This is a genomic window from Pseudomonas fluorescens Q2-87, from assembly GCF_000281895.1.
Taxonomy (GTDB): domain Bacteria; phylum Pseudomonadota; class Gammaproteobacteria; order Pseudomonadales; family Pseudomonadaceae; genus Aquipseudomonas; species Aquipseudomonas fluorescens_S.
This window is the reverse complement of sequence record NZ_CM001558.1, coordinates 2178189-2190301: the sequence shown is the minus strand read 5'-3', so window position 1 is coordinate 2190301 and position 12113 is coordinate 2178189. Positions and strand designations below refer to the sequence as shown.

Genomic DNA, 12113 nt, shown 5'->3' with positions numbered 1-12113 from the left:
AAGCTCCCTCGCCACGGGAGTTGTGCTTGGCGCAAATTATGGGGCCTCTCCATCCCTATCAGCCGCCAATAAACTTCCTGGCTGTGGCGGATGCCTTTGTGGCGAGGGCGCTTGCTCCCGCCGGGCTGCGAAGCCGTCCCCCCAAGGACCGCTCGATCAGCCTGATGTACCGGACCGCCAGGTTTTCAACCCTCGGCAACAGCCTCGCGCACGAAGTCTTCATAGCTGCGCAGCGGGTGTCCGATAAGGGTCTGGAGCCGTTCCACTGCCCCTTGCGCCGCTTGCATGCCGAACGTCTGGATCCCCGACATCATCAAGCGCATGTCATAGGCCAGCCAGGTCGGGCCGTACGAAGCCAGTTGCCCCTCGAACGCGGCGACGTCATCACCGGCGTAGGCGATCTCGCGCCCCAGGGCTGCGCTCCAGGTCTTCGCCACCGAGGCACCGGTCAGCGCGTGCGGCCCAACCAGCTCCAGCGTCACACGCTCCAGCGCGGATGGGGCCTTGTCGCGGCGCAGCAACTCGGCAACGGCGACGTCGGCGATGTCACGCGCATCGATCATCGAGACGCCCGCCGAGCCGATGGGCATCGGGTACACCGAGTAGTTCTGAATCGTCTGCTGGACCATGCGATCGTTTTGCATGAAGTAAGCCGGGCGCAGGATGGTCGCCGGCATGTCGAGGCTCTCGATCATGCGCTCGACCGTATGCTTGCCGGTGAAGTGCGGGACATTGGTGAACTTGTCGGCATGAATCACCGACAGGTAGACGATGCGCTCGATGCCTGCCTCGCGAGTGAGGTTCAGCGCGATGAGGGCTTGGGTGACTTCGTCAGGCGTCACTGCATTGAGCAGGAACAGCGTACGCACCGACGACAGTGCAGCGCGCAGCGAGGCCACATCGGTCAAGTCGCCGACCACTTCGGTGACGCCCGCCGGGAAGGCCCACTTACCGGCCTGGCGGACCAGTGCCTTGACCTCGGCGCCTGCATCAGCAAGGCCTTGGGTGACGAGTGAACCAATAGTGCCCGTGGCGCCAATAACGAGAATGCTCATGTTTGAAACTCCTGCATCGAATAAATGGGATGGATCAACGTGGAAGTCCGCAACGGCCTTGCCAGTGCGTGAGATGGCATACCGAGCTGCGATGCCGAGACAATATTCCGTTGCACTTACAAAACGAAGACCACAAAATCCAGACACCTCGTTTCAAAAACGGAACACCCCATGAACCTCAACGCCCTGATCGATTTCATCCTCGTCGCCACCAATGAGGGGCTGGGAAAGGCCAGCCGTGCGAGCGGCATTTCCAAGGCCACCCTGTCGCGCCGCATTGCCGATCTCGAAGAACAACTGGGCGTGAGGCTGATCGAACGCAGCGCGCGCGGTTTGAAACTCACCGAAGCCGGCGAGCTGTTGATGTCTGGAACGGAGGGCCCGCTGAGCGAAGTCACCGAAGCCATGACGGCGGCGCGCGAAGGCGTTTCGACGCCGCGTGGTCGCTTGCGAGTCGCCGCGCCGGTGCTGTTTTCCCAACTCGCGATGGGCCGTATCGGCGCCGAATTTTGCGCGGCCTACCCGCAAGTTGAAATTGAAGTGGTGGCGGAAGATCGCCTGGTGGATCTCGTCGAGGAACAGTTCGACATCGCCATTCGCATCAGCCCCAGCCCGGACAGCAATCTGGTCGGCCGGTGCTTCGCCAAGGATCGACTGGTCGTCGTCGCTGCGCCTGAAATAGCCAAGCCGATGCCCGGCGCAATCAGACCGGTTGCCAGCATCGTGACGTCGAGTTTCCAGCCCACCCAATGGAGCCTCGATGGCGGGCAGCTGGTCTTGGAGCCGGTTCCGAAAATGCGATTCTCTTCACTGCTGATGGTCCGCGATGCGGCTATCGCCGGCGGCGGTGTTGCCCTCATTCCACAGTCGATTGCCTGGAACCACCTTGCCCGCGGCGAACTGGTTCAGTGGGGCACGGTGTCAGGCATCGAGCCAGCGCTTTGGGTTTTGCACACGTCCAGGCGCCTTGCTGCGCCGAAGGTTCGCGCGTTCGTCGACTTCATTTGCGCCAGATACCCGGACATGTCGCTGGTTCTGAGGGGATAGGCTCATTCGCCCAGAGCCCCTGCAGAATGTGGCTGTTCCTGAACTCAGATAGGTGCCGCAGTCGGCGCCAGGGTCGGACCGTGTTCAACGCGCTCAGGCGCCTTGTGCACCATGGTGTAGGCGTAGTCGACACCCATGCCATAGGCGCCGGAGTGTTCCTTGACCAGGTTCATGACCGCATCGTAGGTGTCGCGATTCTTCCAGTCACGCTGCCACTCCAGAAGCACCTGCTGCCAGGTGACCGGCACCACGCCGGCCTGGATCATGCGCTGCATGGCGTAGTCGTGGGCATCCTTCGTGGTGCCACCTGAAGCATCGGCGACCATGTAGATCTCATAGCCGGCATCGTGCATCGCGGAGAGCGCGAAGGTGGTATTGCACACCTCGGTCCACAGGCCGGAAACGATGATCTTGTTGCGGCCGTTCTTCTTCAGCGCATCGCGTACCTTCTGGTCGTCCCAGGAGTTCATCGAGGTGCGCTCCAGCAGCGGAGCATCAGGGAATACGGCGAGCAGCTCGGGGTACGTGTGGCCGGAGAAGCTTTCGGTTTCCACCGTGGTGATGGTGGTCGGCACGTTGAAGATCTTGGCCGCCTTGGCGAGACCCACAGTGTTGTTCTTCAGCGTTTGCCGGTCGATGCTCTGTACGCCAAAGGCCATTTGCGGCTGTTGGTCGATGAAGATCACTTGGCTGTTCAGAGGTGTCAGCACTTCGTTTTTTGGATTGTTCATTGTGGTTCCCTTTAAATGAGTGATGGTTGGTGTGCGGATCGCGACGGCGACATCAGTTTCGTTTTCGTCATGGAGGCCGCAGCGCTTTACACAAGGGGCTGCGGCCCGGACTGGAAACAAGTTAACCGATAGCCAGCATCTTTTGGGGCGCATTAATGCGCTTTCATGGGCGCAAAAATGCGCTCTTTTGCACGCTTCCCCAGTGCTAGCCTTTGCCTTCCAACCACACGAATTGCCGTTTCGAGCGATCCGTCACGCACCAGGAGAATGCAATGGCAGCCTCACAACCGTTCAATAACAAAACCGCTTACTGGGGTGTTCCATGGGAACAGAGCTATGGCTATCCGCAGGCAAGGCAAGTGGGAAACGAGATTTATGTATCCGGCCAGTTCAGCCACGATGAAGACGGCAACCTGGTAGCCCCAGCGCCGCTGGACAGCGAGGGCAAACCCAGCGATTTCTCCTCGATGGGCGAACAGATGCGCACGTCCTACGACAACATCTCCAAGTTGCTGGCGCTCTATGGCGCAACACTTCAAGACGTCGTTGAAGAAACGCTTTATGTATTGGATATGGACGCGGCCTTTGCCGTGGTGGGCAATATTCGCAAGGCCGCCTATGACGCTGAACGCCCCCAGTGCGCCAGCAACATCATCGGCGTGTCGAGACTGGCCCAGCGTTCGCAGCTGATTGAAATCGTCTGCAAGGCAGTGATCGGTGCACGAGCCGACTAAGCCACACTCCCGGTTTCGATTAGCGCGGCCGGGAGCGCTCGCTGCCCTTCGATCAAGGATTTCTGGTCCGCGACGGCCGCTGCGCAAAACGTCATGAACGCTTTGACTCGCCATGACTTGCGGATGTCCTGGTGGGTCAGCAACCAAAGCTCGTCCTGAAGCTCTGGCATCACCGGCCCCACGCGCATCAACCCCGGCGTGATATCGCCCACCATGCACGGCAGAAACCCAACACCCAGTCCCGCCGCGATTGCCACACTCGCTGCGGCGACCGAATCGGTGCGATACGAAATGCAGCTGGCATCGACTCGGCTGTCGACGTAGCTCGTTGCCTTGAGACCGCTCAACGCTGCGGAGTAAGACACCCACGCCTGACCTTGCGCGAAAGGGTCGCAAGTCGATGCACTTTTGCTGCTGCCATAGGGCGCCCAAGCGATGGTCGCCAGTTTGCGCCCCACCAGGCTTTCCGCTGGTTTGCTGGTCGCTCTCACCGCGATGTCTGATTCGTCCCGGGCCAGGCTCAATGTCTGGTTGCCCACCAGAACCTCTATCGCTATCCCTTCGTTAAGGGTCTTGAAGTCGGCGATGATGGGAGTGAGAAAGTACAGCAGCAACGAGTCGCTGGTCGTGATGCGAAGTTTCCCGAGCAGCCCCTGGCCCGAGCGCGAAACACGCCGCGCGACGCTGACGATATCGAGCTCGACGCGCTCCGCCAGCGCCCGCAACTCCGCACCTTCCGCCGTGAGCATGTACCCAGAGCGACGGTGATCAAACAGAGCCACCCCGAGCGTTTTCTCAACCTGAGCCACTCGACGCGATACGGTGGACACGTTGATGCCCAGCTTCTTGGCCGTGGCGGCGCGATTGCCGCATTCACTCAGGGATTTGATGATGCGCAAATCGTCCCAGGACAGCTGGTTCACAGCTTCGCTCAGATCCCACTTGACGCCACCCTGCACAGCCGGGCCTGTTGAAGCACTTTTAGGTGACGATTTCACGCCGCTGCATCCAGTTGAAGTGTTGGGGGATCATACGAAAAAAGCGTCGGGAGGACCAAGGTGATGCTCAACACGGGAGGTGGGTCGTTAGCGCGGCCAAGGCAAAGGCCTGTTGCCTTTTGCGGAAGCCAGCCCGATCAGAATGTTCCTACGCAAGCTGAAACCGTCGGTTCGTTTCCATGGCGAAGTCTCTCGATTCCTACGAAACACTCGGAAGCCGTCACCTAGTCCGCGTTGGGTGTTCGAACCTATAGTCGTTCCCGTCGCTCGGAAGGGTGACCAGGTTTGGCGACCTGGGAATTGGGTGCAAAAGTACTGCTTTTTTTGCGGAGGCTTGGCACACTTGCACGGCTGCCTGTTATGGCAGTTGTGCGTGGGAGACCTTGGGGTCTGCCGGTTCCAATCCCGGTTCGCCAACCTGCGTACAACTGCCACCCGATTGTTTGGCGACGATTGGGTTATTCGAGTCCTCGTTAGATTGGAGTTTCAAACATGGAAAGATACGTCCCCATCACCGGCATCGACTGCACCCCCGCTTCCCTCCTCATCGATACCCAAGCCCCGCTTGACGTCCTGCACGCAACCGCTGATTACCGCATTCGCGTGGTGACGCAGGTATTGGAAAACATCGCGTTTCGCTCCGAGACCGCCAGCGACACGGTGGTGCTTTCGGATTTCGCACAGCTGTTGGTGATTCCGTTGCGCGATGGATGTGATTTGCTGGAGGTGATTGGTCGGCGGCTTCAGGCGCAGGTTGAGGGCTGATGGAGTGACGGGCGCCTGAAAGCGCCCGTTTTTGCTTGTTTGGTAGAGCGGAGTTCCGCAGGCCAATTGCACTGCATGTGCTGAGTCTTACCCAGCATCTACGCGTGATTTTCGCCCCCAGTTTTGAGGCCGTGGCTTAATAAACTGGCGTCTGCGGGCGTTCACTATGGACTGCTTTCGGCCGATTCTGTTGAAAAAGTCGGCCATGGTTGCCACGGCAGAAAAGTACGCGCCTGAGGTTGAAATCTTAACTTTGGGCAGAGGCTTCCAAGCTCAGATTTCACGTAGCAGCGTGCAAAAAAGGCGTTTTCACCGTCCAATATTCAGGCCATTTGGGCGAACCGACTTTTTCAACAGAATCGGCCAGAAGCAGCCATTCGAACGCTTCGCCCAAAAAGGGGCGAATCTTGGCAATTCCCCTCTGCGAGTCTCCCGGTTCCCTTAAAGCCCTGAAACAGGTCTTTTTTGATTCGATACAGGTCTATTAGGGGCTGCAGCATACTAAATGCACAGTTGATCTCGCTTCCTTCGGTTATGAAACGCGGATCCATGAAAACTGGGCACAGGGTATTGAGTGAGAGCACATTTTCTCAGCCTGGTAGTTTGATCATCAGCGGCAAGGCTGGAAAAACGGGTTAAGAAACTTCCTCCTCGAAAAAGAAGGCAGTCTCCCCGAAAGCCGGTTTTAGTTGATCGAACCACGTAGCATCGGGATCAAATCGTGCGAAGAATGGTCTTTGCACCCAATCCGGGTTTCGTGCTTGGATAAAGCGTAAAACAAACACCTTTTCTCCTCTAATTTCAGCTACACCGCAGACCTCAACTTTCCCCGGATCTGCGCTCATCGAAGGTCCTCTGGCGGTCCTAGCAATACCTGAGACTTGTTTGACAGCGTCTCGGTAAATTTCCCACGAACGTATAAGAGGCACTTCAAAATACCGGCGAGCCCCGGTATCACGTTCGATAAACATATAGTAAGGAATAATACCTAGTTCAACTTGCGTCTGCCAGAGTCGCGCCCAGACATCAGCAGAGTCATTAATATGAGCCAGCAACGGGCCCTGACTACGTATTTGAGCACCTGTTTTTCGAACACGACGAATAGCCTCTCGAGCAATTGCAGGCTCAAGTTCCGCCCAATGATTATAATGAGCCATTAAAGCTAAGTGTTTCCCATGCATGCTAATCTTCCTAAATAGATCAAGAAGTTCACCTGCGTCGCTATCAGTCACAAACCGCTGAGGCCAGAAAGAAAGCGCTTTCGTACCAATTCGGATAGTGTGGATGTGCTCGAACTCAGGAGTCAAAAGAGGTTCTAGATAAGCACGTAGATTGCTTGTCTTCATAACCAGCGGATCTCCACCAGTGATTAAAACATCAGTCACTTGAGGGTTGGCCCGCAGGTAATCCAACAGCTGGGTGTTTTCCTTAGCAGCAATTTTGAGCGATTGGTCTCCAGTGAACTGGGCCCAACGGAAACAAAAAGTACAGTAGCTATGGCAAATCTGACCAGCGCTTGGGAAAAAAAGCACAGTTTCACGATATTTGTGCTGGACACCAGTTACCGTCACGCCAGACAGTGAAGGGATGTTACGCTCAAGCTGTCCCGCTGGATGAGGGTTCAGTCTAGCTCTAACCTGTTTTATCGCAACCTCACACGTTGAACGTTCGGAACTCCTTAAAAGTAAAGATGACACTAGATCAAAAGACTCTTTATCCAGCATATCCTTCTGGGGGAAGGTAAGTTGGTATATAGGGTCGTTGGGAATATTGTCCCAATCGATCAAATTCTTTATAACATATTCATTGACCCGAAATGGCAAGACGCTTGCCACAACCTTCATCTCCCAAATAGTCTGGCTGTCTAATTTAGCAAGCTGAGAAATGTGGTCAATTTGTTTCAAGGTATAAACCTTGAAACGTTCAACCTCTGATTTGTTTGTGAAGTCATCAACACTCACCGCTAGATTTTCTATAGAATGCATAATTAGTAGCCAATAAGATTCTTTAATGGAATATAGGAAATGATAAAATATGGAACTGTCTTGACCTAAAATTAATGCGTGATCACATATAATATCTGATGACGCAATGGCATCTTAGGCATATAAACTTAACCAAACCTCAACAAGGTTAGCGTGGGCTAACCAAGAAAGCGCAACCTCCAATTGACAAATTTTTCCACACTATTAACACTTGCCGCATGAAAATCAGCGACGGTGGACAAAATCTACAATTCTCCCACAAGCCTCTTTAATTTCAACTTCATTAACGGAAGCAATTGATATTCGGATATGGTCCTTCATACCGTAAGAAGAGCCCGGCGTGGTAGAAACAGATTTTACGTTTAGGAGATCGTCTACAAATTGAGCGTCCGAATCCCAAGTAGCACCCAATACGCGGGAAATATTAGGAAATAGGAAAAATCCACCCTGCGGCATTACAATATCAAACGTAGTGCTTAACAATTGATGGCAGTAATAGGCTCGGCGTTGCAACTCATCAACACGCGTTTTAAGAATATTTTTAGGCAAAGCTGTTGCTGCCAGGGCACCGTGCTGAGCAAATGTACAAGCATTATCCGTCATAACGCCCTGAAGCGTGGAGCAGCGATTGATAATATTTCTATCCGCGAACATATAGCCTATTCTAAAACCAGACATGGAGAACAGTTTTGAAAACGTACGTGTAACCACCAGCAGGCTAGTATCCACCATAAGATCCAGAGGACTAACATGTTCACCGCTACCAAAAACGATGCCTTCGTAGGCTTCGTCGGAAATTAGTAAAAATCCAAACTCTTGAGATAAGAGCACCAACTCTAGAATTTCTTGTCGACTTAGAACCGAGCCAGTGGGGTTGTGCGGCGAGTTAACGATCAACGCCCTAGTTTTGCTAGTGACCAACTTACGAATTTCAGCTATGTCGATACGCTTAGTGCCCATTTCATAATCGACGGCAATGCCCTCGTTAAGCTCTATGTAAGATCTATAAGCGGGCCAGCATGGGTTCGGAATAAGAACCTCGTCACCTTTGGCTAATATGCATTTCATCAACATAAACAAAGCCTGACTCGAGCCATTAGAGACTAAAATCTCGGCTGGGTCGTACAACTTACTATGCATGTGAAAACACTTCTCGATCAAAGAGCTTTTTAAAGACTCTATGCCGGTAAGATCACAATAGCCAGTATGTCCATTCGTTAAGGCGTTAATCGTTGCGCGAGAAATTTCCTGCGGAACTTTAAGATTGAACTCACCATCGTGCATCTGAATTAAGTCGCCCACTTGAGGACTTTTACTTAAGACCTGCGACAACTTCTGACTCGGGCTTAACATAATTTTAACCAACTGTAATTATTTTAGATGTCGCAGCATCTGCCGCGAGTAGACTTCAGTGAAAAAAGCTTTTGCCGACGGTCCCAGATCCTGGGGCCAGAAATCAAACATTAGATTTACACGAGTACATTTACTATAGTTCCAAGACTCATGTTGAAAAGTCGTATCAATGATTACTATGTCACCAGTTCTCCAACTAACGATCTCTTCCCCGACTCTCAGCCCAGACAAACCATCGTCAGAACAAACTATAGGTAGATGTAACGTCAGCATAGGATAAACATAATCTAGATGCGGTTCGATATGACCGCCAGGCTCTAGGCTTGAAAGCACAACCTCTCTGATAGTCGCACCTGGCACAATATCCTCAACAAAGCGAATAGTATTTGGTACAAGGTCAGCGTATACAACAACTTTTTGACCACCTTTATAAAGTGGAATTGATTTCCACAAAGGGTCGCCATGAAAGGGATATTTTTCTTGCGTGTTCTTATATTTATCATAGAGCTGGATTAATTCCTGCGTCATCTCGGCGAGTAGAGTATCAACGCCTGAGAGAAAGCTGAAATCGTCTTTAGACCAAAGAGGCTTTCTTGGTCCAAACAACGACTTAAACCCATTGATATTTATATTCGTAGCATAAGGTACAGGCGAAACATGCTTAGATAGGCCGCTGGATAGGCGGTTGGATAGGCGGCTAGGTAATGATGATTTACTCTCATAACATTCCAATTCTATTAGATCAAGGACACACTCACGTGTTTTATCATCGATATCGCCAAGTTCATCTAATACATCGCGCCACAATGTGACGACCGGCTCCCGCCACTTTAGAGCAGACCTGCAGGCAATCACTACAGTCGCATATAGCCGGATTATGAGGTAAATGAGTAATACCTGGCTCGCTCCTAAAAGTCCAAATCCCAATAATTCGGTTCTGTAATATAGACCCGCCACTAAAGTAAAAATAGAGAGAGGAACAAACCAACACAAGCAGCTACTATAGCGTCGCACGGCAGAGTAAGGTACGACGATATTAAGGATATCGAATTGGGAACGAATAATCGGCCAGGAGCTGACGGAATATAGAAGAAAAAATAGCAAACAGCAGTAGGAAACAGAATATATCGACAAGAGATCGATCGGAACAGCCAGAATAAGAGATACATATAACAATAAGCAAGCTATCACGGATATACTGTGTTTCAGTATATAATTTATGCCTCGAATGCCGTATAGGTTTCTCATGTCGCAACCTGCGCCGAAGGCTCGTATTGAATCCATCTAAATAAAAGTAGAGAGAACAGCGCTAAAAGTCCGAGCGCTAAGCCACACCATATACCAGCTGCTCCTAGGTCAGTATAAAATGCAAGTAATAGAGCTAGCGGCAGCCCCACTAGCCAAAAACAAATGATTGAGAGCAGCATCGGAATAACAGTCTTTTTCAGACCCCTAAATATACCGAGCAGGACCATTTGACTACCATCAAAGAAATGGAAGATTCCTAAGATGCTGACAAAGAGGCTAGATAGCATGATGAGTTCGTCATTTACACCGTCATCGCGAGCAACAAATAACTGAACGATATCATTAGAAAAAATAATCAGAATAGAAGATGTCACAGTGAGCACTATCCAGCTGAGCCATAGAGCACTCCATCCTGTGTCACTAGTCCGCCGCGAATACAAACCTAAAGGTGAGCAAAGGCTTATTCTTGTGGTAGATGCTTGCGAAATACCATTAGGTATTGTAAATACAACTTGAAGAACTTGCATTGCGATACCATGAGCAGCCAATGCAACGACTCCAAATTTACCCACTACAATTGTAAGGATGAAGAAAAACAGCGTGTCGTTTGCTTGAGTTAAAGAGACCGGAATACCGTTTTTTAAAATAGGCAACATCAACCGCCATCTCACTACCATTAATTTTATGCAGTGCCGACGCTCCCTAAACTGCGGATTCATTAAACCGAATGTGATCAGCAACATACAAAGCAGAACGTTTGTTAGAGTCGTGGCTATACCTGCACCGAACAAACCCAAGGGGGGTATCCACAAAAACCCAAATATTAGAATCAGGTGCGCAACGAAGTTAAAGACCGACGCTATAATAATTGCGATAACTGCATATCGCGCGGACCCCATTATAGATAAAACATTTCTGAGGTGTACAAATAAAATCGCTGGTCCAATGCTCCACATCAGGCTACTCATATATCTCTGGGCCTCGAGAGACAAAAGAATATCCTGGCCGAAAAAAACTAATATTTCTTTCGTAAAATAGAGTATTGATAAGCATATTAAAAACGCAGCTGCTATGAGCTGAACGCAACTGGTTGATACAGATATATATTGTTCCTCTTTTTCCTTAGAGCCCAACGCATCAGTTATAAATGGGATTGTAGAGACTAGCAATCCGGAAAATAATAAGAACAGGAGATAGTAGAGGCCCTGTGCCAAAGTCGACGCAGCTAACGCCTCTGTACTAATCCATCCAGCCATTATTACGTCCGTAGTAGCAATAATCACATGCGCGATATTGCCAAATACGAAGGCAAGCGAGAGCCGGAAACTCTCGCGCATCTCAGATGTATATCTACGGGAAAGCCTCACGGCACGATTATATATCAGTGATGATGTCAAGACTGTACTCCCGATCTAGGTGCTTAGATATATCCTTGGAAATCTGTACTCTTTTTAGCCATCGATCCGTTCCATCGTACCTTGGTGTAAATTCCGGCCTGCCGTGAGCGCACTTGTAGTTGTTGATAAATAAAACCTGCGCTTCATTCATTGATAAGTTAAAGGTGGCTGACTCAACCAGCGCGATAAAATCCTTAAACACTAGTTCTTCACACTGAGACATTTTACTGTAGTCAACGTAGACCGGATCATAAATGAAGCTGTAACCTTCGGCTGGAGACTCTTGCAATACCGCCGTCTCTAGAGCTTTCGGCTTATATTCGATCGTGGATGGTCGGTCGGAAAGAATTGTATAACGATTCTCAGTTAACCTATGTTTGAGTGTTGCATCAATAGTTGAGAAGTCTGGGCAAGACAGCAAGTTAGGGATTTTATCGTCGTTTCTTACGCATAAAAATCCTAGCACATCTGCCCTATAGGCTAGAGCGGGGTCTTCCGTATGAAGTTCTAAATGCACAGAACCACTCCCCAACTGCTTATTTCTATCTTTGAATATGGGGAATATTTCTTGAATAAGATTACCGTTCTGCAGGTCGCTATAACCGAAGACATCACCAACATGCCTTGAAAGCTGAAGAAACAAATCATCGTAGTTTGAATGACAGTCGTCTTTCCAGTGTTTCGGCGTTGGACGCTGTTCATTGGCTTTAGGGAGGTCTAATACTATTATGTCGGACGAATAACTAAAGTCCTCTTTAAATTGAGCTACAACAGCTTCTGGCTTTAACATCGAGTAGTCT

General features: G+C 50.9%; 11 protein-coding genes. 3 read left to right on the top strand and 8 right to left on the bottom strand.

What is annotated here, in order from left to right:
• Nucleotides 1-185: 185 nt before the first annotated feature.
• Nucleotides 186-1055 carry an NmrA/HSCARG family protein gene (locus PFLQ2_RS17725; RefSeq protein ID WP_003180310.1) on the bottom strand — a complete coding sequence of 290 codons (870 nt, stop codon included), beginning with the start codon at nt 1053-1055 and terminating at the stop codon, nt 186-188.
• Between the two features lie 171 nt (nt 1056-1226).
• On the opposite strand from PFLQ2_RS17725, the gene PFLQ2_RS17730 reads away from it, so the two are divergent.
• Nucleotides 1227-2102, top strand: coding sequence for a LysR family transcriptional regulator (locus PFLQ2_RS17730; protein WP_003180308.1), 876 nt, complete (start codon nt 1227-1229; stop codon nt 2100-2102).
• A 44-nt stretch (nt 2103-2146) separates the two neighbouring features.
• Here the strand turns inward: PFLQ2_RS17730 and PFLQ2_RS17735 are convergent, their stop codons facing one another.
• The gene (locus PFLQ2_RS17735) at nt 2147-2833 is read right to left on the bottom strand and encodes a hydrolase (protein ID WP_003180307.1); all 687 of its coding nucleotides are present in this window, start codon (nt 2831-2833) and stop codon (nt 2147-2149) included.
• Between the two features lie 272 nt (nt 2834-3105).
• Here PFLQ2_RS17735 and PFLQ2_RS17740 point away from each other — a divergent pair, with 272 nt between their 5' ends.
• Complete coding sequence (locus PFLQ2_RS17740; RefSeq protein WP_003180304.1) at nt 3106-3567, top strand: RidA family protein; 462 nt, start codon at nt 3106-3108, stop codon at nt 3565-3567.
• Here PFLQ2_RS17740 and PFLQ2_RS17745 read toward each other — a convergent pair.
• Entirely contained in the window at nt 3564-4565 is a 1002-nt protein-coding gene (locus PFLQ2_RS17745) for a LysR family transcriptional regulator (RefSeq protein WP_003180301.1), read from the bottom strand. The two genes, PFLQ2_RS17740 and PFLQ2_RS17745, sit on opposite strands and share 4 nt — an antisense overlap.
• Before the next feature lie 492 nt (nt 4566-5057).
• On the opposite strand from PFLQ2_RS17745, the gene PFLQ2_RS17750 reads away from it, so the two are divergent.
• Complete coding sequence (locus PFLQ2_RS17750; RefSeq protein ID WP_003180299.1) at nt 5058-5330, top strand: hypothetical protein; 273 nt, start codon at nt 5058-5060, stop codon at nt 5328-5330.
• 635 nt (nt 5331-5965) lie between these two features.
• On the opposite strand, the gene PFLQ2_RS17755 is transcribed toward PFLQ2_RS17750, so the two are convergent.
• From PFLQ2_RS17755 to PFLQ2_RS17770, 5 genes are all read right to left on the bottom strand, one after another.
• Nucleotides 5966-7315 carry a KamA family radical SAM protein gene (locus PFLQ2_RS17755; protein WP_003180297.1) on the bottom strand — a complete coding sequence of 450 codons (1350 nt, stop codon included), beginning with the start codon at nt 7313-7315 and terminating at the stop codon, nt 5966-5968.
• A gap of 225 nt (nt 7316-7540) precedes the next feature.
• Nucleotides 7541-8647, bottom strand: coding sequence for a pyridoxal phosphate-dependent aminotransferase (locus PFLQ2_RS17760; RefSeq protein ID WP_160167766.1), 1107 nt, complete (start codon nt 8645-8647; stop codon nt 7541-7543).
• A gap of 39 nt (nt 8648-8686) precedes the next feature.
• Nucleotides 8687-9475: an aspartyl/asparaginyl beta-hydroxylase domain-containing protein gene (locus PFLQ2_RS30380; protein WP_160167765.1), complete on the bottom strand. Its 789-nt coding sequence runs from the start codon at nt 9473-9475 to the stop codon at nt 8687-8689.
• Between the two features lie 437 nt (nt 9476-9912).
• Entirely contained in the window at nt 9913-11313 is a 1401-nt protein-coding gene (locus PFLQ2_RS17765; protein WP_003180292.1) for an MATE family efflux transporter, read from the bottom strand.
• Entirely contained in the window at nt 11291-12103 is an 813-nt protein-coding gene (locus tag PFLQ2_RS17770) for a hypothetical protein (RefSeq protein ID WP_003180290.1), read from the bottom strand. The genes PFLQ2_RS17765 and PFLQ2_RS17770 overlap by 23 nt, the downstream gene beginning before the upstream one ends.
• Nucleotides 12104-12113: the final 10 nt, after the last annotated feature.